Source organism: Halovivax asiaticus JCM 14624 (assembly GCF_000337515.1).
GTDB lineage: Archaea > Halobacteriota > Halobacteria > Halobacteriales > Natrialbaceae > Halovivax > Halovivax asiaticus.
On sequence record NZ_AOIQ01000006.1, the window covers coordinates 42,196 to 65,534 of the forward strand.

Here is a 23,339-nt window from a genome sequence, read left to right on the forward strand (position 1 = left end):
CGACTCCGGTACGTTTAACAGCCGACTGAGAGTGAATCCGCTATGTCTGTTCGGTCGGAGGCCTGGACGATCTATCGCCAGGCACTCCCGATCCTGCTCGTCTCGCTGCTCGGCGGCCTCTTCGCCGGACTGGTTTTAGAGGAGATGGTGCCGAAAGTCGCTGACTTTCCCGGATTGCTGGTGATGATCCCCGTGTTCCTCGCCACGCGCGGGAACGTCTACGGCGCCCTCGGCGGGCGGATCTCGAGCGGCCTCCATCAGGGGGTGATCGAACCGCGGTTCGCTCGTGACGATCGACTCGTCAACGCGGTCGTGGCCTCGCTCGTCAACGCGATCGGCATCTCGATCGTCATCGCGGTCCTCACGTGGCTCGTCCTCCACGGGCTGGGCCGAGAGGTCGCCACACTCTTCGAACTCGTTGCGATCATGCTGATCTCGGGTGTGCTGACCGCCGTCGTCCTCGTCGCCGGGCTGCTGGGAGTTATCTTCGTCGGCTTCGAACGCGGCTACGATCCCGACAATCTCGTCGGGCCAGTCGTGACGACTCTCGGCGACATCTTCGGCATGCTCTTTCTCCTCTTCGCAGTGGTCGCCGTGGAGGTGCTCGTCCCGTGATGGGCGCGGACGGCGAGCTCGATACCTGGTCGACGCGATCGATCGTCCGCACGATGTTTCCCCTGCTCGTCGTCCTCTCGGCGATCGTCCTCTGGGCCGGTCTCACCCTCGAAGAGGCCGAGGAACTCCTCGCGGAGTACGGCTTACTCGCCGTGATGGTCCCGACGATCATCGGGACCGGCGGCAATCTCGGCGCCATCTTGAGCTCGCGGCTCACGACCCGGTTTCACCTGGGGATGACCGACCTCGACGTGCGCGACCCCGACCTCTGGGCGAACGTCGTGGCGATCGTCACGCTAGCGCTCACCATCTTCACCCTCCTCGGCGTGGGGGCGTTCCTCGTCGGACTCATGATCGGATCGACGCTCTCGCTCCCGGTGTTACTCGCCATCTCGATCGGCAGCGGCACCGCCATCGCGATACTCGTCGTCGTGTTCAGTTTCGCGGCGACCTACGGCTCGTATCGACTCGGCGTCGATCCCGACGACACGACGATCCCGATCATCACGAGCCTGATCGACGTCTTCGGCGTCGTCATCTTCCTCGCGGTGGCTTCGCTCGTCGTTGGGCTGTGAGAGACCCAAGCCGGTACGTAGCGCTCGACACTCCGATGGATCACTCGGACTGCGAGAGTGACTGGACCGACTCCTCCGCGTTTCGCGTCCCTTTCGCGATGAGGACGTCGCCGGCGTGTAGCTGCGCGTCGTCGTCGGCGATCAGCAGCCAGCCGTCGTCCGGGCGACGGATCGCGATGGCGCCCATTCCGGCGTCAGTTGCCAGGCGACCGTCGATTATCTCCACGCCGACGAGATCGCTGCCGGGTTCGACGGCGATGCGGGTGATGATCTCGTCGGACTCCTGGACGGCCAGCTGGACGACGGGGTGGACGTCGAGTTGGCGGAAGATCCCTTCGCTGATGTCGATCGCCGCGTCGCTGATCTCCTCGGTGGCACTCGCGAGGATCATCAACCCCCGAATCCGAACCGGATCGTCGGCTTCGCTCGCGGCCTTCAGGGCCCACGCCGAAAAGCGCGACTGTAACGCGTCGACTTCGATCTCCAGATTGCGGACCTCCTCCGCCAGGTCCTGACTGTCGAAGAGGACGCTGCTGTAGGCCAGGTCGACGGCCAGTTCGCTCAGATCCTTCATGAGCACGATCGTGTCGATCGCTCGTTCGAGGTCGGCAATGGCGGGTGGTTCCGGATCCGGGAGTTCGTAGGGTTCGCCTGTGAGCGTCGCGACGACCGGCCCAAGATCCGTCTCGGTCCCGCGTAAGAACGCCACGTCGCCGGCCTCGATGACCGTCTCCGGACCGGGATCCAGAATCCACTCGTCGCCGCGCCGAAGCGTGATGACACGGACGCCTGTCTCCGATTCGAGATCGATGTCGACCAGCGTTCGCCCCGCGTATGCCGACGCCTCTGTCACGTCGGCGCGTTCGAGCGATTCGATCGCCTCCGGGAGCGTCGTTCGCATCGCGTCCGGTAACCCGGCGTCTTCGACGAGGATCTTCGCGATGTCGCCGGCCGCGTCGCTGATCTGGTCCGTCGCGGCGACGATCCCGAGCACCGGAGCAAGCTGTTCGGCGTCGTCCGGATTTCGAGCGGCCATCAGGAGGCTCATCCGGGCTCGCAGTTCGAGAAGGTCCATCCGCTCTTCTAAGCGAAGGACCTCCCGGGCGAGATCGTGATGCTGGTGGAGGATGGCGGAAAACGAGAGGTCGATCAACAGTTCCGCGGTATCCTTCATCTCGACGAGGACGTCCTTCACGCTGACCGGTTCGTACTCGATCGAACCGGGCGAGATCTCGCCCTCGAACGGGTCCATAGCCTGAGTGAACACTCGCGGGCTGAAAAACGTTCCTCACACGGACTGGAACGACCGCGACGACGCCGTGATAGCCCGCAATACTACGCTTTCGAGCCGATACGTTCGTACTCGAGAAACGTGACCGACTCGCGTTCGTCTCTCGCGACCTCACGCCAGACGGCGGGATCGATCTCCGGGAAGAAAGCGTCGCCCTCCGGCGCCCGACCAACCTCGGTGACGACGAGCCGGTCGACGGCCGGGAGCAACTGCTCGTAGACGGACGCACCGCCGGCGACGTAGGCGCGACCCGATCCGTCATGGCGCTCGCGGTCGGCCCGTTCGGCCGCGCGAACGGCTTCGTCGATCCCGCCGACCACCAGCACGTTCTCGGGCGTCTCGAACGGACGGGAGGTGAGGACGATCGAGGTGCGATCGGGCAACGGCTCGCCGAGTCCCGCGACGATGCTCTCGTAGGTGACTCGACCCATGATAACCGGGTGCCCGGTCGTCTCTCGTTGGAAGTGCGCCAGATCCTCGGGAATGTGCCAGGGCATCTCCCCGTCGACGCCGATGACGCCGTTTTCGGCGACGGCGACGATCGCGACGAGTTCGAGGGCCGTCTCGATCGCCGGTCCGCCGAGATCGGATCGGTGGGCGTCCTCGGACCCGTTGTCGTCCTCGCCAGCGTCGGTTTCAGGCATGCTCACTCCGCCACGCCGAACGTCAGTCCGTCGTGGCTCTCGTAGTCGCGGAGTTCGACGTCGTCCGCGGTGATGTTGTCGATCGACACGTCGGCCACCGAGAGCGCCGGTCGCGAGAGCGGTTCCCGGGCGCACTGTTCGAGCAATCCGGGAACGTGATCCATGTTCTCGTCACCCGCAGCTTCTGCGGGTGCAGTCGACTCGATCCACTCACGAACGTCTCGGTACGCCGCTCTGTCGTCCACGTCGCCCAGTCGGTCCTGCAAGGCGTCCAGGTTGTCCGCGTACCACTCGCCGCGCTCGCCCGTTCCGCAGTAGACGTGTGCGTCGACGATGGTGTGTCCAAAGGTTCCGGGTTCGAAGCCGGTCTGTTTGGCGATCACTTTCGTGAGCAGAGAGTAGGCGGCGACGTTGAACGGAACGCCGAGCGCGACGTCGCCCGAGCGCTGGGTCAGGTGACAGTTGAGCCGGTCGCCCTGTACGTTGAAGACGAACGTGTAGTGACACGGCGGAAGCGTCGAGACGGCCGCGTTCGCCGGATGCCAGGCGTTGACGACGAGTCGGCGCGAGTTCGGGCTGTCCGAGAGTGTGTCGATCACGTACTGCAACTGGTCGAACGTCGTCCGGCCGTCGGCCTCCTCGGTCACCCAGCGCTGTGCATCGTCGGGCCAGGACTCGCCGTCCAGTTGCGCCAACTCCTCCGGAACCGGAAACCGACGCCAGAAGCGACCGTACGCAGTGTCTAGCCGCCCCTCGTCGTCGGCCCAGGCGTCCCAGATCTTGGTCTCCTCACGGAGCGTCCGGATGTGCTCCTCGCCGGAGAGGTACCAGCAGACCTCGTGGATCATCGAGTTCCAGCGGTAGCCATCCATCTGCTTGGTCGTCAAGAGTGGATACCCCTCCTGTAAGTCGACCTCGTAGTGGCGACTGAAGCGCGAGATTGTGTCGACGCCCGTCCGGTTAGGCTTGTACGTCCCGGAGGTGAGGACGTCGTCAACCAGATCCAGATACTGTTGCATTGTGCGGTACTCTGCGTGGGAGAGCATAAAGTCCGATGATACGTCCTTCTGGGCCCTGTAGCACTGGAAAAGAGCAGGGAGAACCTATCAAGAACTATTTTGGCTCGGCGAGAATATCGAAGGTTAGCTGGTCACGCCCGGGAGGAACGCGCCATCGATCCAACTACACGGCAAAACTGGGCGCTCCCTTTGTTCACTTTCGCCCCGGTCTCGGAACCCTCTTGAGACGGGCCCACCTTCCCCCGTGCGATGGATGCCGCCGTCGGGTCGACCGTGCTCGCTATACCCGCTGAGATGGCGGTAATGCGAGATTCAACCGCCCTGACCGACGTTCGAGCGCACGTCGAGCCCGACCTCGTCTTGCTCCCCGGCCCCGACCGACGCCCACAGGCCGTCGCTCGCGCACGACAGGTGTTCGAGGGACCGGTTATCCACCCGCCACTCGGCGGTGCGGACGGCGCCGTACAGCACCACGCCGTCGGCGACGCCTCGATCGTCTCGGTCCAGAGAGCCACCGCACTCTCGAAAGCCGCCTCGACGGTGGCCGAGATCCACGCCGATGCGCCCAACAGACCCGTGATTCTCGTCTGCGACGACGTCGGCGTCTCGGTCGATCAGACGACGCTCGAGGCATCGCTCGATCACGCCGACGCCCTCGCGGACGTCGTTCCCGCCGGTCGGTCCCGGGTGACGATCCTGACCGGTCGCTTGCCTGCCGAATACGATCGATGCTGGGTACTCGACCGCGCAGATGGCACGATTCGCGACGTTCGCGAACCGTCTGCGATCCGATTAGACGACGACCGGTCGGAAAACGAGGGGAGCACGACCGTCTCGCTGCGTCTCCGCGGTGTCGGGTCGATCGACGACTACGGCGATAGCGGGACCGTCGTTACCATGCGTCTCGGGCACGATACCCCCCAAGAATACGCTGGCGATGACGCAACCGATGGAACCGGGGTCGCCGACCACTGGCCGATCCGTTCCGTCGACTCGATCGGGAGCGACGCGTTCGGCATTCGTGCCGTCGACGGCGTCGGTCCGAAGACGGCGCAGGCGCTGGTCGACCGCGACGTTCGAAGCAGGGCCGACCTCCTCGAGACTCCGATCTCCGAACTGACAGCCCTCCCGGGAATCGGCGCCAGTGCCGCCGATCGCATGCGACAGCACGCACGCGTCATAGAAACCGGCGAACCGTGTCGTGTGACGGAAGAACCGCTCCCGGGGAGTGGAGACGCTGACCCGCCGCTGTGTCTCGACATCGAGACGGACGGTCTCTCGCCGTCGATCATCTGGCAGATCGGCGTCTACGATCCTGCAACAGATAATTATCGCGCGTTCGTCGAACGACGCGATCCCTCGGACCCGGGAGCCGTTGTCGAAACGTTCGTCGAGTGGCTGGTCGAGTCCCAGGCGGATCGAACCCTGCTCACGTGGAACGGGTGGCGGTTCGACTACAAACACCTCGGTGTCTTCACCGAGCGATACGCACCGGCGTACCGGGATTCCTGGGGATCGCTCGCGAAACGTGATCTGTACCGCTGGGCGGTTACCGACGGAAACGCCGTACTTCCGGGGCGAACGAACAAACTGACGGCCGTCGCCGAGGCTCTGGGGTACGAGCGCGCAGGGACCGGTCTCGACGGGGCGACGACGGCAGCCGCCTACTCGCGGTTCGTCCGCACGGGCGAACCCCTCGACTGGGATCGCCACGAACGCTACTGCGAGGACGACTGCCGCGCGCTGTGGTCGATCTACGACGCACTGATGGACGCCCCCATAGCAGCACAGGATTGCGATCGAACACCAGCCAGCCAGACCGGCCTGGGTGATTTTACCTGATGACCCGAAACGAGTGGACGTCCGAAACGGACGCATCGACCGACAGCGATGGCATCCCGATCACGGGCAAGGGCGTCGTCGAGACGTATCCCGGTGCGCCAGGCGACGCGACCGTCGTCGAGGTTCCCGCACGCGAGGCGACGACGATCCCCGCTCGCGACGTGCTCCAAGCGGCGCTCGCCAGCCCGCTCGATCACGACCTCTACGCCCACCAGGCCGACGCACTCGTGGCACTCGCCCGCGACGAGAACGTCTGCGTCACCACGAGTACTGCCTCGGGGAAGACACTGGTCTACGGCCTACAGATCGCCAGACACTACCTGGCTGGCGACCCGGGACCGTATGAGAGCAGGGAGGAACACAGTCAACGAGGGTCGACCGCACTCGTCGTCTACCCGACGAAGGCCCTCTCCCGTGACCAGGAACGGGAACTGAACGACCTCTACGAGACCCTCGGGCTCGACGTCACCGTCCGGGTCTACGACGGTGACACCGACCACGGAGAGGCCCGCCGCGAGATTCGCGAGACGGCCGACGTGATCGTCACCAACTTCGCGGGCGTGAACACCTACCTCCACGACCACGATCGCTGGGCCAGTTTCTACGGCGCGTGCGATCTCGTCGTGATCGACGAGTCCCACACGTACACCGGCGTCCACGGCATGCACGTCGCCTGGACGATCCGCCGCCTCAAACGAGTGCTCACCTACTACGGGGCCGACCCGGGATTCGTCCTGACGAGTGCGACAATCGGCAATCCGGCCGCCCACTCCGAGGCCCTGATCGACGAACCCGTCACCGTCGTCGACGAGGACGGCTCGCCGCGTGGCCCACGGGAGCTGGTACTCTGGAACCCGCCTCGCGCGTCAGCCGACGGGGATCAATCCGTGGAGCGGGACGATGATATCGACTCGGTCGACGCTGACGAGGAACGTGCCGATCGCCTCCCGGCCTCCGTGGAAGCCCCGCGACTCTTCAGCCACCTCACCTACCACGGCGCCCAGACGCTGCTGTTTACCCCATCGCGAAAGCTCGCCGAACTCTCGATCGAGCGCGCCGAACGCGGTCGAGAGCGGTGGTCGGGCTACTATACAGCACCTGACCGCGGCAGCGATCTCCGTTCCTATCACGCCGGCCACGCGCGCAACTCTCGACACGCGACGGAACAGGGGCTGAAGACGGGGTCGCTCGACGGCGTCGCCTCGACGAACGCGCTGGAACTCGGGCTCAACATCGGCGCGATGGACGCGACCGTCCAGCTGGGCTACCCTGGCCAACGTCAGGCGTTCTGGCAGCAGATCGGCCGGGCTGGCCGGGGGACAGAGCGCGCACTCTCGGTGCTCGTCGCCGACCACCGGACGCTGGACCAGTACGTCGTCTCCAACCCCTCGTACCTCACCGAGTCCGACGTGGAGGATGCCGTCGTCGACACGGAGAACGACGCCGTCTTCGCGACGCACGTCCGCTGTGCGGCCGACGAACTCTCACTCGACGAGACTGACGCCGAGAACTTCGCCGACCGCGAGCGCCTGGAATCCGCCGTCGAACTCTGGCGACGCGCAGGGGACCTCTCCGGCCGACTGGAGACTGGCGTCTCCTATACCGGCCCGCCACGACCGCAATCGTCGGTGTCGATGTACGCCACCGCCGGCCAGGAGTACGAGGTTCGCCTCGCCGACGGTGTCGACGCCCAGCACGATCCCGAGATGGAGCCGCTCGCTCGCGAACGGGTCTTCCGCGATTTCCACGAGGGCGCCGTCAGGCTCCACGAGGGCCGACAGTACCAGGTAACGGATGTCGTCCACGACGGTCCGCAGCCACACGTCGTGATCCAGCCGGTCGACGTCGACTACTACACGCGGACCAACCGCGAGGTGACCGTCATCGACGCCGACTCCAAACGGTCGCGGGAGATCGGCGACTTCGTCCTGCACCACGGCACCGGGACCGTCCTCTCGTACTACGGTTCCTTCGATCAGGTGCGAATCGAGGGCGGCCAGAAGCGTCGCCAGAACGTCCCGACCGGTCTGCCGGCACTCCCGATGGAGACCCAGCTCTGCTGGCTCGAAGTTCCGCCGGCCGTCGAAGCCAGACTCGTCGACCGCTACAGCGACTTCACGGTGCCCGAACTCGACGGCGAATTCGGCGAGGGCGTCCACGTCGGCTACGCTGGGGGACTGCACGCCGCCGAACACGCCACCATCGGCGTCGCACCGCTCGAACTAATGGTCGACAAACGAGATCTCGGCGGGCTCGCGACGCTCTCGCTCGACGCCCATCAGGCGGCGTCGACGGACGATCCTGCGGAATCAGACGACGCCGTCGGAGAGACGACCCGAGCGCCGGAGTCGATCGCGGCGGCCGAAGCGACGATTCGCTCGCGCGCCGACGACCTCGATCGCCCGCCAGCCAGCGGCTGGTTCATCTACGACGGCGTCGAGGGCGGGCTCGGGTTTTCGCGGGCGATATACGACGAGTTCGAGGCGATCGCCGAACGCGCACGGTCGCTGATCGCCGGCTGTGACTGCGGCCGGATCGACGGCTGTCCGGCCTGCATCATGGACGACCAGTGCGGCAACGACAACCGACCGCTCCACGGCGAGGCGGCGATCGACGTCCTCGACGCACTACTTGACCAGGAATCGACGTCAGCGGGGTCGGCCGACGCCGTCGCAGACGAACGCGGGCGACGGCCGACCCTGTTTTACTCGTGAGTGATTCCGCCTCGGAGATCGACACCGCGAGCATCCGCCGTCGATCGAAATTTCAGTGATCGAAACGGTAACGTTTACACGGCGGCCGCTCCCGTGGTCAAATATGCGCGACATCGTACTCCTCATCGGCGGTGGTGGCCGCGAGCACGCCATCGCCCGCAGTCTGGCCGACAGCGAGGTCGACCTGTACGCCTGTGCGGGTAATCGTAATCCGGGAATCGCCGCCCTGGCGACGGATTTCGAGACGCTCGACACCAGCGACACCGACGCCGTCGTCGACTATGCCGACGAGATCGACGCGACGATCGCCGTCGTCGGGCCGGAGGGCCCGCTCGCCGAGGGCGTCGTCGACGAGCTAGAAGCGTCGGGCGTCTACGCGTTCGGCCCCCGCGAAGCCGACGCCCGGATCGAGACGGACAAGGCCTTTCAGCGCCGGTTCATGGCCGAACAGGACATTCCCGGCTGCCCTGACTTCGAGACGTTCGACGACTCGGAAGCCGCCTGCGAGTATATCGATGAGTATGACGGCGACCTCGCGATCAAGCCGGCCGGGCTCACAGGTGGCAAGGGCGTGAAGGTCATCGGCGATCAGGTCACTGCCGAGGAGGGGAAGGAGTACATCCGCGAGTCCGACTACGACCGGATCGTCCTCGAAGAGCGCCTCGTCGGCGAGGAGTTCACCGTCCAGGCGTTCGTCGCCAACGGGTCTGTTCGAACGGCACCCGCCGTGCAAGATCACAAGCGCGCCTACGAGGGCGACGAGGGACCAAACACCGGCGGAATGGGCAGCTACTCGGCGCCCGGCGTGGACCTCCCATTCATGCGTGAGGGCGACTACGACCGCGCCGTCGAGATCGTCGAGGCGACGGTCGAGGCCCTCGACGATTACAAGGGCATCCTCTACGGCCAGTTCATGCTCACCGCCGACGGACCGAAGGTCGTCGAGTTCAACGCTCGCTTCGGCGACCCGGAGGCGATGAACACGCTTCCGGTCCTCGAAACCGACTTCCTCGATGTCCTGACCGCAGCCAGAAACGGCGAGGAACTTCCCGCTCTCTCCTTCGACGAGCGAGCGACGGTCTGTAAGTACGCCGTGCCAGAAGGCTATCCCACCGATCCGAAAGCCGGGGCGAAGGTACAAGTCGACGAAGAAAGCGCGGACGCCCTGCTGTACTACGCAAGCGTCGACGAGCGCGACGACGGCATTTACACGACGACCTCCAGATCGTTCGCCGTCGTCGGCCGTGCCGACTCGATCGCCGACGCTGAGACCATCGCCGAGGACGCCCTCGCCATCGCCGGCGAGGACGGACTGCACATCCGCCACGACATCGGGACCGAAGATCTAGTGCAGCGGCGGATCGACCACATGACCGAACTCCGCGACGAGTAAGTCGACGCGCGAGACAATGCGGATCTAGCTCGTCACGCAAGACCAACGCGTATCGAGGCCGCTGGTTTTCGATAGTGGTGAAACATTGAAGCGGTCACCGTCGAATACGTTCTTGTACCCGCGAAGCTAACACGGGGACAGTGCCTTCCGACGATCCCTCACGCCACGACCGGATCGATCGCCACCCGACACCGGGTCCCGGGAACTCCCTGTCCGGCTGGCCCGGCGAACGCAACCCCGTTCGTGTCGCCGTCTCCTACGTCGTCGTCTGGCTCGTTCGACTCTCTCCGAGTTTGAAACTGAAACGCTGGCTCCTCCGCCGACTCGGCGTGACCGTCGGGGAACGCGTCTCCTGGGGATTGGAGGCGACGCCGGACGTCTTCTGGCCGGAGCTCATCACCCTCGAAGACGACGCACTCATCGGGTACGACGCCACGATCCTTTGCCACGAGTTTCTCCAGGACGAGTACCGGACCGGCGAGGTCGTCGTCCGTGAACGAGCGATGATCGGGGCAGGGGCGATCATCCTGCCGGGCGTGGAAATCGGTCCCGGGGCGAGCGTCGCGGCGAACTCGCTCGTCACCAGAGACGTTCCGGCAGGAACTGTCGTCGCCGGTGTGCCCGCCCGCCCCATGTCGAGCGGGGACGTCCACGGCGGCGAGACCACTCACGGTACCGAAACCGATCGTGACGACGAGGACGACTCAGCGCATTCAGCGGACTGATCGGACAGCGTGGTACTACCCGGCAACCGACTCGGTGCGAAAAAGGACGAACAACTCTTACAGCGACGACCAGCGTTTTCGGGCAGCGTTCCAGCCGATCAGGTCGGCGATCCACCGGGCGGCGATCAGTTTCTTCAGGTTGCGCGCCGGGAAGCCGCCGAAGGTCGAGACAGGGAGCCCGACGCCGAGCGCGGGTTTGACATCGTGGGCGACGGCCCGTTCGCCGATCGAGACGACGGTTCCTTTGTCATCGTACTCCCACGTTTCGAGCGGACGTCCTTCGATTGCTCGAGCGACATTTCGACCGACGACCTCGGCCGCTTGCCAGGCCGCCTGGGCGGTCGGCGGCGCCGGCTGGTCTCCCTGATCGACGATGGCAGAGTCACCGATGGCGAAGACGTTCTCGTCCGAGGTCTGGAAGTTCGACTCGACCTCGACCCGGTTGTGCTGGTTGTCGAGGGCTGTCTCGTCGAGTGCGTCCTGACCGGTGATGCCACCGGTCCAGATCAACACGTCGTACTCGAGCGGGTCGCCCTCGTCGAAGTTGATCGCATCCTCGGTCGCTTCCGTGATCGGATCGTCGGTGTGAATCGTCACGCCCGCATCCTCGAGTCGCTCGCGGAGTGCGCCCTGGATCGACGGATCGTGACCGGGGAAGATCTCCTCCATCGCTTCGACGAGGTGGATCTCGAGCGGGGCCCGACGATCGTCTCTGAACTCGGCGAGTTCGCCCGCGGTCTGAATGCCAGACAGCCCGGCACCCCCGACGACGATCTGGGCGGGTTCACTCCGGGTGGCCTCCTCGCTGGCCGCGTCGACGGCCTCGTGGATCGAGAGCGCGTCGTCGAGACTCTTCAGCGTGAGCGAGTGCTCGTCGAGGCCGGGAATGCCGTAGTAGGCCGTCTGGCTTCCCAGTGCGACGACGAGATAATCGTAGGAGACAGCCTCGGCGTCCTCGAGTTCGATAGTCTGGTCGTCCGTGTCGACGGCGACCACGGTGTCGGTGACGAACGTCGTGGACCGATCGGCGATGTCGCGGGTCGGAATCGTGATGTCGGCCTGCACTGCCGGGTCACGAATCACGCGGTGGACCTCGTGGAGCACGAGGTGATAGTCGGTGTCGGAAATCCAGGTCAGGTCGGCGTCCGAGCCGAGTGACGATTGCAGTGACTTGACCGCACCGGCTCCGGCGTATCCGGATCCGAGTACGACAACGTCGGTACTCATACAGAGGACTCGGGATAGCTCCAATACAAAGCTGTTGAAAGCCACAGCGCTGTGTGTGCGGATCTCTCGCGTGGCCCAGGACGACTGAGTGGCTGGCTTCAGCGCCCAAATATACCGAACGGCTCGTTAGATAGTCCGCTTTCCGAACGCACTGGCGACGATCTCTGTCGCAACCGAGGCGGTCTCGTTCGACTCGTCTAATATCGGGTTCACTTCGACGACGTCCATCGATCGCAACGAGTCGTGTGCCTCGGCGTGTTCGGCGACAACCTCGAGCGCCGAGTGTGCCTCACGGTACGTGACACCACCGCGGACCGGTGTGCCGACCCCTGGTGCGGCCGACGGGTCGAGCCAGTCGAGGTCGAGACTGACGTGCAAGCCGTCCGTCCCGTCGGTCGCGGCGGCGAGCGCATCCTCAACGACCGCCGTAATTCCCCGCTCGTCGATATCCGCCATGGTGAAGGCCGTGATTTCGCTGTCGCGAATCGCCTCGCGTTCTTTCTCGTCGACGCTCCGAAGGCCGACGTAGGCGACCGACTCTTCCCGGACGTTTGGTGCGTTCGCCCAGTCCCAGTCGCCGAACTCGTCGTAGCCGAGGGCGGCTGCAAGCGGCATCCCGTGAACGTTTCCACTCGGCGAGGTCGACGGCGTGTTAAGGTCGGCGTGGGCGTCGAACCAGACGACGCCCAGGTCGGCGTCTCTCGAAGCGCCGTTCATCGTACCGATCGAAATCGAGTGATCGCCGCCGAGAACGAGCGGAAACTCCCCATCTGCTAGCGTTTCCTCGACGCGATCACCGAGGCGCTCGCAGGCACGCTGGACCTCGTCGATGAATTTTGCATTCTCGTGATCCAGCGTGCCGGCGTCCGGATCCCGTTCTTCCGCCCGCGGGACGAAGAGGTCGCCGTCGTCTCGCGCTTCGATCCCTGCAGCCGCCAGCGTCTCAGCCAGGCCCGCATATCTGATCGCCGACGGCCCCATGTCTACGCCGCGCCGATTCGCCCCATAGTCGACCGGGGCACCGATAATGCGTACGGTTCGACTCATACGTTCGTCTCCGTGGCGTGACCTTAAATTGGTGCTGAATGGCTGCCCGTTCGAACGGCTGAGGAAGGTCGACGGCGGGGTCGGACGACGACAGCTTTAGGGTTCGATGGCTCGACGATTCACCCGGATGATGCTGAGCGACGTCATGGAGGATTACCTCAAGGTGATCTACCAGCTAGAACGAGGTCGCGACGATCGGATCCGGACCTCCGAGATCGCAGACGAGCTGGACGTGACGTCGCCGACCGTGACGAGTATGCTCGAAAGCCTCGCCGAGCGCGGCTTGCTCGATCGCGAGAAGTACAACGGCGTCACACTCACCGAGGAGGGCGAGACCGTCGCTATCGAGGTTGTCAGACATCACCGGCTTCTGGAAGCCTACCTGGCCGAACATCTGGATTACGACTGGGCGGAAGTCCACGACGAAGCGGACCGACTCGAACACCACATCAGCGAGAACTTCGAGGCACGCCTCGCCGCCGCCCTCGACGACCCTAACGTGGATCCACACGGCTCACCCATCCCGAACGCGGATCTCGACGCTCCCTGTGCGCGCCCCGGCGAGTCGGTGAGCGCGTTCGAACCGGGTGACACCGTCGTCGTCGAGGAGGTCGCCGACGAAGATCCGGACGTGCTGTCGTACCTCGCCGACCGCGGCGTCGAACCGGGCGTCGAACTCGAGATCATCGAACGCGCCCCGTTCGGGATGATCACGGCCCAGGCTGCCGGCGCGGATCGAACGATTTCGTTGCCAGAAGATGTCGCCGCACACGTGCGCGTCCGACGGCCCGTCGACGCGGAACACTGAGCCGGTCAGACAGCACGGCCAAATCCGGTTACGGACCGAGACGAAACGAGTCGAGTGGCGAAGACCTGGTCAACTGGAATTTGCGATTGTCCAATGTGGTCAGTTTCTACGACCGAGAGCTGTCGAGATTGAGAGGGGTCCGGGGCCCAGCCGGCCTCCCGTGGCGATACCGAGACCCTCGGATTTAAGAAAAACTGCTGCGAACGTCTGGTATGTCGTCCATCGAGCTTACCTCCAGCCAGAAGATGATCTTGCGGGCGCTGACAAACCTCCACGCTGGAGCCGAGGACGCGATCAAAGGCGAGGACATCGCCGAACAGGTCGACCGGAACCCGGGGACGATCCGGAATCAGATGCAGAGCCTGAAAGCCCTCCAGCTCGTCGAAGGTGTGCCCGGCCCCAAGGGCGGGTACAAACCGACGGCGAAAGCATTCGAGGCCCTCGGCGTGCAACAACTCGACGAACCAGCCTCGGTCCCACTCGCCGTCGACGGCGAACCAGTCGAGGACATCGTCGTCGAAGAGATCGACCTCTCGAGCGTTCACCACCCCGACCTGTGTCGAGCCGAGATCCACATTCAGGGGTCACTCCACGTCAGCGACGAGGATCTGATACGTGTCGGGCCGACGCCGCTCTCGAAACTCGTCGTCGAGGGAACGCTCGACGGTAAAGACGACACGAACAACGTACTGATCCTTCAGATCGAGGAGATGATCGCCCCAGCTGAAGAGCCAACGCACTGACTAATCCAGGTAGCATCACTTCCGGCCGATTTTGCGAAGGTACCCTTGGAACTGGGACAGCTGTTCACCGAGTCCCCACTGCGTGCGACGAGTCCCGACAACGGAGTAGTAAGCCGACTGGTCTTTCGATTTCGGTACGTAGGAAAACGACTCCGACTGATGCCTTAGTCAGACTCCTCGGTGTCGGATTCGGCCTCGTCGGACAGGACGTCGACGCTCGCGACCGCGTCGCCAGCCTCGACGTCCATGACCGTCACTCCCATCGTGTTCCGGCTGACCGTCGAGATTTCACTGGCGCGCGTCCGCATGATCTGACCACGCTCGCTCATGATCACGAGCTGGTCGTCGGGTGCCACCGCCTTCAGCGCGGTGGCTGGTCCGTTTCGCTCCTCGGTCTTGATGTCGATGAGTCCCTTGCCGTACCGTGACTGAGTGCGGTACTCGGAGAGGAGGGTCCGTTTGCCGTAGCCGTTCTCCGTGACGGTAAGCAGGGCCCGTTCGTCGGCTTCGGTGGTGGCGACCAGGCCAGCTACCGCGTCGTCGCCCTCGAGTTTGATCCCGTTGACTCCGCGGGCGTTGCGCCCCATCGCACGGGCCTCAGTCTCGTCGAAACGAATCGTCATTCCCTGTTCCGTGCCGATGACGAGATCGTTCGTGCCGTCGGTGACCTCGACGTCGACCAGTTCGTCGCCGTCTTCCAGCGAGGCGGCGATGATGCCGGTAGTGAGGATGTTGTCGAACTCGTCACCGCGGGTCCGCTTTACGTACCCGTGGCGAGTGACCATGGTGACGAACTCGTCGTCGCCGAACGCGTCGGTGTCGACGATGGCGGTGAGTTCCTCCCCGGGATCGAGATCGAGGATGTTGACGGCGGATTTGCCGCGTGCCGTCCGACCCATCTCCGGGATCTCGTAGGCTTTGAGCTGGTAGACCTGGCCCTGATTGGTGAAACAGAGCAGGTAGTCGTGCGTGTTGGCCTGGAAGACGGTCGTCACCCGATCGTCTTCCTTGACGTCACAGCCGATGATACCCTTGCCTCCACGACCCTGCGGGTCGAAGTTCGAGACGGGCATGCGCTTGACGTAGTCGTCTTCGGTCATGACGACGAGGACTTCCTCTTCCGGAATGAGGTCCTCGTGAGTGACGGTACCGACGTCTTCGATGATCGACGTGCGCCGGTCGTCGTCGTACTCGTCTTTGATCGCCCGAAGTTCGTCTTTGATCACGCCGAGGAGCTTCGACTCGTTTTCGAGAACGGAAGTCAGATACTCGATTTCGTCCTGTACGTCCTCGTACTCGGCTTCGAGTTCGGCCGCCTCCATGTTGGTGAGGCTCCCGAGTTGCATCCGGACGATGTGGGCAGCCTGTGCCTCGGAGAAGGCAAACTCGTTCTCGAGGCCGGTCCGGGCCTCGTCGCGATCCTCGGAGTTACGGATGAGCTCGACGACGTCGTCGATGATGTCCAGGGCCTTCAACCGTCCCTCAAGGATGTGGGCACGGTCTTCGGCCTCGGCGAGGTCGTGTTCTGAGCGCCGGCGAACGACTTCGCGTCGGTGGGAGATGTACTCTTCCAGCGTCTCCTTCAGCGTCAGCACCTGTGGCTGGCCGTCGACCAGTGCGAGGTTGATGACGCCGAAGGTCCGCTCCAGATGGTTCTCCAGCAGACGGTTCTTGACGATCTCGGTGTTCGCGCCGCGTTTGAGTTCGACGACGATACGGACGCCGTTGCGGTCGGACTCGTCGCGCAGGTCGGAGATCCCCTCGATCTCGCCCTCGTTGACGTCCTCGGCGATGCGCTCGACTAGCTTCGCCTTGTTCTGCTGATAAGGAATTTCGGTGATGACGATGCGGTCACGGTCCGGCTTCCACTCTTCGACCTCGAACTCGGCACGGACGCGAATGCGTCCACGGCCGGTCTTGTAGGCCGAATAGATGGCGTCGCGACCGACGATGTTGGCACCCGTCGGGAAGTCGGGCCCTTTGACGTGCTCCATCAGGTCCTCGACAGTGGCCTCAGGATTCTCGATGAGTTCGACCGTCGCGTCGATCACCTCGCCCAGGTTGTGCGGCGGGATGTTCGTCGACATGCCGACCGCGATCCCGGACGACCCGTTGACGAGCAGGTTGGGAAACGCCGACGGAAGGACCGTCGGTTCCTGCAGGCGATCGTCGTAGTTGGGCTGAAAGTCGATGGTATCCTTCTCGATGTCGGTCAGCAACTCCTCCGCGAGGGGTGCCATCCGGGCCTCAGTGTACCGAGCCGCTGCAGCCGGATCGCCGTCCATCGACCCGAAGTTCCCCTGGCCATCGACCAGCGGGTAGCGCATCGAGAAGTCCTGGGCCATCCGTACCAGCGCGTCGTAGATCGGGCTGTCACCGTGGGGGTGGTAGTCACCCATCGTCTCGCCCACGACGGACGAGGACTTGCGGTGACTCGACCCACTGGTGACGCCCATCTCGTGCATCGCATAGAGGATGCGCCGGTGGACGGGCTTCAACCCGTCACGGACGTCCGGCAGGGCACGTCCCGCGATGACGCTCATCGCGTAGTCGATGTAACTTTGCTCCATCTCGTCTTCGATCCGAACGGTCTCGACGGTCCGCGCCTCGACGTCGCTCGGATCGGGGGCTTCAGAACTCATGTCTCAGTTACCAGGGGTTCGATAGTCAGATTCCCACGTGCGGTAGCGGTAGTCACCATTGCATCACACCGCGAGCGTGGCCGCTTCGCGGCCGCGCGAGCGGGCCGACGACCGACCAGGAGCGCGCGGCCTCGCCGCGCCGGAGGGGAGGGAGGAGTGCTTTTCATCGAAGTTTTGCCGAGTGCGGTCGCTTCGCGACCGCACGCAGCGCAAAAGTTTGCAGGGCAGAAGGTCGTCATATATCCACCCACTCCGCCTCGGGGGCGTTCTCTTTGATGAACTGTTTGCGGGGTTCGACGGCGTCGCCCATCAAGACCGAGAACATGCGGTCTGCGGCCGCAGCGTCCTCGATGGAGACCTGTTTGAGGATGCGGTTCTCCGGGTTCATCGTCGTGTCCCAGAGCTGTTCGGGGTTCATCTCCCCGAGGCCCTTGAAGCGCTGGACCTGGGAGGGATTGCCGTCGCACTTCTCCGCGACGATCTCGTCACGTTCTGCGTCAGTCATCGCGTCGTAGGTCTCACCGCGGTAGCGAATGCGGTACAGCGGCGGCTGGGTCGCGTAGACGTACCCGTGCTCGATCAGTGGCCGCATGTGGCGGTAGAAGAACGTCAACAGCAAGGTACGGATGTGGGCTCCGTCGACGTCGGCGTCGGTCGCCATGATGATCTTCTTGTACCGGACTTCGTCGAGGTCGAACTCGTCGCCGATCCCGGCCCCGATCGCGGTGATCAGGTTTCGAATCTCGTCGTTTTCGAGGATGCGATCGAGTCGGTGTTTCTCGACGTTCAGGATCTTCCCTTTGATGGGGAGGATCGCCTGATAATCCGGGTTCCGGGCCTGTTTCGCGCTGCCGCCCGCGGAGTCACCCTCCGCGATGAAGAGTTCGGCTTCGTCCGGGTCCCGGGTCTGGCAGTCTGCGAGTTTGCCGGGGAGCGCGGTCGAGTCCAGCGCGGATTTACGGCGGGTGAGTTCCTCCGCCTGTTTCGCGGCCTTGCGAGCTTTCGCCGCCTCGACGGCTTTCAGGACGATGGCCTGGGCCGTGTCGGGGTTCTCTTCGAAGTACGTCGCGAGGCCGTCGTGCATGGCCCCTTCGACGATGCCGCGGACTTCGCTGTTGCCGAGTTTGGTCTTCGTCTGGCCTTCGAACTGCGGGTCGGGATGCTTGACCGAGATGACGGCGGTGAGCCCCTCGCGGATATCCTCTCCCTTCAGGTTCTCGTCGAGATCGGAGAGGAGGTCGTTCTCGTTCGCGTAATCGTTGACGACGCGCGTGAGCGCGGTCTTGAACCCGGTGAGGTGGGTCCCACCTTCGCGTGTGTTGATGTTGTTGGCGAACGCGTGGATCGAGCCCTGCAGCTCCTCGGTGGCCTGCATGGCGACCTCGACCTGGATACTCTGGTCCTCGTCCGTGAAGTAGACGACGTCACGGTGGAGCGGTGAGCGAGTCTCGTTGATATACTCGACGAACTCGCGAATGCCGCCGTCGTACTCGAACGTCTCCTGAACGATTACGCCCTCGTCGTCGACCTCGCGCTCGTCTCTGAGCGTGATCGCGACGCCGGAGTTGAGGAACGCGAGTTCCCGGAGACGATTCGAGAGCGTCGCGTACGAGAACTCGAGCGTCTCGAAGATCTGGTCATCCGGCCAGAACCGGATCGACGTTCCGGTCTCGTTCGAGGCGTCGGGCTCGCCAACCTGCTCCATCTCACCGTCGGGTTCACCGCGATCGAAGCCGTGTTCGTAGATACCCCCATCGCGTGTGACGGTTACTTCGAGTCGTTCGGAGAGCGCGTTGACGACGGAGACACCGACGCCGTGGAGGCCACCGGAGACCTGGTAGGATTTGCTGTCGAACTTCCCGCCGGCGTGAAGCACCGTCAGGATAACCTCCAGGGCGGGACGGTCGTACTCTTCGTGTATGTCCACGGGTATCCCGCGGCCGTCGTCGACCACGCTGACGGAGCCGTCTTCGTGGATCGTGACGGTGATATCTTCACAGTGGCCCGCGAGTGCTTCGTCGATAGCGTTGTCGACGACCTCGTAGACCAGATGATGGAGTCCGCGTGAGTCAGTAGAGCCGATGTACATCGCCGGCCGTTTTCGCACGGCCTCGAGTCCTTCGAGGACCTGAATTTGGCCAGCGCCGTACTCGCGTTCCTGTGACATGGAAAACCTGTCTTCGGGTAGCGGCTGTGTAGTTATAAAAGTCACGTACGCGCGCGAGCGCGGGTCAGCCGCCCGACGCGTTTCGGAATGTCCTGCTAGCACGGAGCGATTTTGGGAGGACGCGCACGTCCAGACAACTGGCCTGATCTCTTGGCCCATATTCTCGACATCAATTGGTAGAGGCACTCACACCAGAATTCTCTGCTAGCTGATTCAGCAGCCGTCGAGACCACACTGAATTGGTGGATCCCAGCCAGATTTCACTTTCACCCGGGTAGCGGGAACGTTTTAAGGGTACCACTGCTATCGATTCCGTAATGACGTCGCTTCAGTCGTCCCTCGGTGACGAATCAGAAATCGCCCAGGAGCTCGCGGAGAGCCAACGGGCGATTTCGATCGCCGAGTTCTTCGAGAAGAACAAGCATATGCTCGGCTTCGACAGCGGTGCCCGGGGCCTCGTCACGGCTGTGAAAGAAGCCGTCGACAACGCGCTGGACGCCGCCGAAGAAGCCGCTATTCTCCCGGATATCTACGTCGAGATCCAGGAAGACGATCAGTACTACCGGCTGATCGTCGAGGACAACGGTCCCGGGATCACCAAGGACTCCCTCCCAAAAGTCTTCGGGAAACTGCTCTACGGTTCTCGCTTTCACGCCAGAGAACAGAGCCGCGGACAGCAGGGGATCGGCATCTCTGCCGCCGTTCTCTACTCGCAGTTGACCAGCGGGAAGCCAGCCAAGATCACGAGCCGCACACAGGGATCGGCGGACGCACAGTACTACGAACTCATCGTCGACACCGACGAGAACGAACCGGAGATCAGCGTCGACGAGCAGACAACGTGGGATCGGCCCCACGGGACGCGCATCGAAATCGAGATGGAAGCCAACATGCGCGCCCGCCAGCAACTCCACGACTACATCAAACACACGGCGGTCGTCAATCCCCATGCGCGGATTGAGTTGAAGGAGCCGTCCGAGCACTTCAAATTCGAGCGGGTGACCGACCAGTTACCCGACGAGACCGAGGAGATCCGACCGCATCCACACGGTGTAGAGCTCGGGACCGTCCTCAAGATGCTCGAATCGACCGACTCCCACTCCATCTCCGGCTTCCTCCAGAACGAATTTACCCGGGTCGGCAAGAAGACGGCGGAGTCAGTCATCGAGGCGTTCCGCGACAGGCACTTCGGTCGCGGGATGACCTGGCCGGCACCCGTTTCGGGTGAGGACGTCGACGTCGTCGCTGCAGTGACAGAAGCGACGGCGAACAAAGGTGCCAGCGCGACGGAGGAATTCGCGACGACCATCGCCGCCGAAATCGACGACGCCGGACGCGTCGCCTACCACGATGTCGAGGAAATCGTCGACGATGCGGCGACAGCGGCCGAGGAGGCACACGGTACGACGTTCGGGACGACCGTCAGGGAGAACGCCGTCGAAGCGACGTGGCTGGAACTGGCACCTGTCGCGACGGACGACGACCTGTCGATCGACGAGACGCGAACGGCCGCTGATCTCTACCGGCGAGTCAACGACGCGACCAGTTCTCGCAAGGACGACGCCGTGCTGGACGCCTTTGCCACACGATTGGCCGGCAAGCTCGCAGACGAAGACGACCACCGCCACCGACTCACGCGGGCGACGCTTCGCTCGCACGTCGACCGGGCCGCCGAGTTGACCGAAGATCGCGACGACACGAGCTTCGGCGACACGGCACGCGAGAACGTCACCGAAGAACTCTGGGAGTTCATGGCGACCGTCCCAACGGATCCGCCGCTCGTGCGCGAACTCGCGGACGATCGAGACGGCACGAGCGATCTTGTCGAGGCGATGCGCTCGACCGACATCATGGCCCCGCCGACACGATGCCTCGCCCCGATCACGGACGAGTTGATCGAAGCCGGACTCAAGAAGGAGTTCGACGCCGACTTCTACGCGGCGGCGACGCGCGACGCGGAGGTCTCCGGTGGCGATCCGTTCGTCGTCGAGGCCGGCATCGCCTACGGCGGCGAACTCGAGGCCGAGGGATCGGCCGACGTCCTGCGATTCGCCAACCGTGTCCCGCTCGTCTACCAGCGAGGCGCCTGTGCGACGACTGACGTCGTGAAGTCGATCGGCTGGCGCAACTACGGCCTGGACCAACCTGGCGGGTCGGGACTGCCGAACGGGCCGGCCGTCATCATGGTCCACGTCGCCTCGACCAACGTGCCGTTCACCAGTGAGTCGAAAGACGCCGTCGCGAACGTCCCCGAAATCGAAGACGAGATCGAACTGGCCATCCGCGAGGCGTCACGCGAACTCAAACGGTATCTGAACAAGCGCCGGTCGATGCAACAGCGTCGGGAGAAACGGAACAAACTCGGGACGATCCTGCCGGAGATGGCCAAGAAACTATCCGCCGTCACCGGCCGTGAACCGCTCGTCATCGACGACTCGATAGCCAGGATCATGAACAACGTCCTCGTCGAGCGGACGGTCGAGGACGGGACAGTCACGATCACCGTCGAGAACAACGCTGACACCATCGCCGACGTCGATCTGACGGACATCGTCTCCGTGGAACCACAGGAGACCAACGGGGCGCAGGTGATCGAAATGGACGGCGAGTGGTTCGTCAAGTGGTCCGAGTCCGTGGGATCGGGAGACGAAGCCACTCTCGAGTACAACGTCGACGGCGAGGCCGACTTCGATCTCTCCGTCGAAGGGATCGAGGACGAACTCCTGACGGTAAACGCATAACAATGAGCACGAGCACATCGCTAAACGAGCAGGAAGCACGCGAACAGTTACTCGAACTGGCCGCCGAGTTCTACGACCAGTTTGCCGAGGGAGACGTCCCGCGGATGCAGATTCCGACACGGACGAAGTCGAACATCGAGTACGACGAGGAGAAGGACGTCTGGGTCTACGGGGACCGAAGCAGCACCCGCAGTGCGAAGACCGTCTCCGGCGCGCAGAAACTGCTGAAGGCCACCTACACGATCGACTTTCTCGCCAACCAGCTCGAAGAGGATCGTTCGTCGACCCTGCGTGAGTTGTACTACCTCTCCGAGTCGTGGGATCTAGACGAGGCGCAGTTCAACACGCAGGACGAATCGAACAACCTGATCGAGGATCTCGAGATCGTCTCCGAAGTAAAGCGCGAAGACTTCCACATGCGTCCCGAAGAGTCGGGCGCGAAGGTCATGGGGCCACTCTTACTCAGAGAGCAGACCCGTCGCGGTGACCGCGAGATCCACTGTCAGAAGGACGTCGGGCAGGGCGGCTACCAGATTCCGAACAACCCGGATACGATCGAGTTTCTGGAGAACGATGCGGATTTCGTCCTCGCCGTCGAGACCGGTGGTATGCGTGATCGGCTCGTCGAGAACGGATTCGACGACGAGTACAACAGCATCGTCGTCCACCTGGGCGGCCAGCCGGCGAGAGCGACTCGCCGCTTGATCAAGCGCATGCGAAACGAGCTCGATCTCCCCGTTGTCGTCTTCGCCGACGGTGACCCGTGGTCCTACCGTATCTACGGCTCCGTCGCCTACGGCTCTATCAAGTCGGCCCACCTCTCCGAGTATCTCGCGACGCCAGACGCCCAGTACATCGGCATTCGACCGGAAGACATCGTCGAGTACGACCTGCCGACCGATCCGCTGTCAGATTCAGACGTCAACGCGCTCGAAAGCGAACTCGAAGACCCACGGTTCCAGACCGAATTCTGGGAGGAACAGATCGAGTTGCAACTCGAGATCGAGAAGAAGTCCGAACAACAGTCGCTGGCGGCCCGCGGACTCGACTTCGTCACCGACACCTACCTCCCGACGCGGCTCGAAGAAATGAACGTTCTCTAAGCTGACGTCGAGAGGAAGCGACCGAGCGCGTCTGGTTCGGGTC

General features: G+C 63.7%; 17 protein-coding genes. 10 read left to right on the forward strand and 7 right to left on the reverse strand.

The window, feature by feature from the left end; genetic code table 11:
• Positions 1-42 precede the first annotated feature (42 nt).
• Entirely contained in the window at positions 43-615 is a 573-nt protein-coding gene (locus C479_RS01305; protein ID WP_007696661.1) for a magnesium transporter, read from the forward strand.
• Complete coding sequence (locus C479_RS01310) at positions 615-1,190, forward strand: magnesium transporter (protein ID WP_007696664.1); 576 nt, start codon at positions 615-617, stop codon at positions 1,188-1,190. The genes C479_RS01305 and C479_RS01310 overlap by 1 nt, the downstream gene beginning before the upstream one ends.
• Positions 1,191-1,230: 40 nt before the next feature.
• Here the strand turns inward: C479_RS01310 and C479_RS01315 are convergent, their stop codons facing one another.
• From C479_RS01315 to thyA, 3 genes are all read right to left on the reverse strand, one after another.
• Positions 1,231-2,442, reverse strand: coding sequence for a potassium channel family protein (locus C479_RS01315; RefSeq protein WP_007696668.1), 1,212 nt, complete (start codon positions 2,440-2,442; stop codon positions 1,231-1,233).
• Between the two features lie 83 nt (positions 2,443-2,525).
• Complete coding sequence (locus C479_RS01320) at positions 2,526-3,125, reverse strand: dihydrofolate reductase (RefSeq protein ID WP_007696671.1); 600 nt, start codon at positions 3,123-3,125, stop codon at positions 2,526-2,528.
• Positions 3,126-3,127: 2 nt separating this feature from the next.
• Entirely contained in the window at positions 3,128-4,144 is a 1,017-nt protein-coding gene (thyA, locus tag C479_RS01325) for a thymidylate synthase (protein WP_007696675.1), read from the reverse strand.
• 249 nt (positions 4,145-4,393) lie between these two features.
• Here thyA and C479_RS01330 point away from each other — a divergent pair, with 249 nt between their 5' ends.
• The 4 genes from C479_RS01330 to C479_RS01345 all read left to right on the forward strand — a co-directional run bounded on the left by C479_RS01330 (position 4,394) and on the right by C479_RS01345 (position 10,818).
• Complete coding sequence (locus C479_RS01330) at positions 4,394-5,986, forward strand: ribonuclease H-like domain-containing protein (protein ID WP_007696678.1); 1,593 nt, start codon at positions 4,394-4,396, stop codon at positions 5,984-5,986.
• Positions 5,986-8,700 carry a DEAD/DEAH box helicase gene (locus C479_RS01335; RefSeq protein ID WP_007696680.1) on the forward strand — a complete coding sequence of 905 codons (2,715 nt, stop codon included), beginning with the start codon at positions 5,986-5,988 and terminating at the stop codon, positions 8,698-8,700. The genes C479_RS01330 and C479_RS01335 overlap by 1 nt, the downstream gene beginning before the upstream one ends.
• Before the next feature lie 103 nt (positions 8,701-8,803).
• On the forward strand, positions 8,804-10,093 hold the full coding sequence (gene purD / locus C479_RS01340) for a phosphoribosylamine--glycine ligase (protein ID WP_007696685.1): 1,290 nt from the start codon (positions 8,804-8,806) through the stop codon (positions 10,091-10,093).
• A 140-nt stretch (positions 10,094-10,233) separates the two neighbouring features.
• Complete coding sequence (locus C479_RS01345) at positions 10,234-10,818, forward strand: acyltransferase (RefSeq protein WP_007696689.1); 585 nt, start codon at positions 10,234-10,236, stop codon at positions 10,816-10,818.
• A 57-nt stretch (positions 10,819-10,875) separates the two neighbouring features.
• On the opposite strand, the gene C479_RS01350 is transcribed toward C479_RS01345, so the two are convergent.
• Positions 10,876-12,045: an NAD(P)/FAD-dependent oxidoreductase gene (locus C479_RS01350; RefSeq protein ID WP_007696693.1), complete on the reverse strand. Its 1,170-nt coding sequence runs from the start codon at positions 12,043-12,045 to the stop codon at positions 10,876-10,878.
• 126 nt (positions 12,046-12,171) lie between these two features.
• A complete protein-coding gene (rocF, locus tag C479_RS01355; protein WP_007696695.1) occupies positions 12,172-13,092 on the reverse strand; it encodes an arginase in 921 nt (306 codons plus the stop codon).
• Between the two features lie 127 nt (positions 13,093-13,219).
• Here rocF and C479_RS01360 point away from each other — a divergent pair, with 127 nt between their 5' ends.
• Positions 13,220-13,900, forward strand: coding sequence for a metal-dependent transcriptional regulator (locus C479_RS01360; protein ID WP_007696698.1), 681 nt, complete (start codon positions 13,220-13,222; stop codon positions 13,898-13,900).
• 212 nt (positions 13,901-14,112) lie between these two features.
• Positions 14,113-14,643: an Rrf2 family transcriptional regulator gene (locus tag C479_RS01365; RefSeq protein ID WP_007696701.1), complete on the forward strand. Its 531-nt coding sequence runs from the start codon at positions 14,113-14,115 to the stop codon at positions 14,641-14,643.
• 164 nt (positions 14,644-14,807) lie between these two features.
• On the opposite strand, the gene gyrA is transcribed toward C479_RS01365, so the two are convergent.
• Positions 14,808-17,285 carry a DNA gyrase subunit A gene (gene gyrA, locus C479_RS01370; RefSeq protein ID WP_007696703.1) on the reverse strand — a complete coding sequence of 826 codons (2,478 nt, stop codon included), beginning with the start codon at positions 17,283-17,285 and terminating at the stop codon, positions 14,808-14,810.
• A gap of 235 nt (positions 17,286-17,520) precedes the next feature.
• Complete coding sequence (gene gyrB, locus C479_RS01375) at positions 17,521-19,452, reverse strand: DNA topoisomerase (ATP-hydrolyzing) subunit B (RefSeq protein WP_007696706.1); 1,932 nt, start codon at positions 19,450-19,452, stop codon at positions 17,521-17,523.
• 317 nt (positions 19,453-19,769) lie between these two features.
• Between gyrB and C479_RS01380 the strand changes: the two genes are divergently transcribed.
• On the forward strand, positions 19,770-22,193 hold the full coding sequence (locus C479_RS01380; protein ID WP_007696710.1) for a DNA topoisomerase VI subunit B: 2,424 nt from the start codon (positions 19,770-19,772) through the stop codon (positions 22,191-22,193).
• Between the two features lie 2 nt (positions 22,194-22,195).
• Positions 22,196-23,296 carry a DNA topoisomerase IV subunit A gene (locus tag C479_RS01385; RefSeq protein ID WP_007696712.1) on the forward strand — a complete coding sequence of 367 codons (1,101 nt, stop codon included), beginning with the start codon at positions 22,196-22,198 and terminating at the stop codon, positions 23,294-23,296.
• The last annotated feature ends 43 nt before the right edge of the window (positions 23,297-23,339 follow it).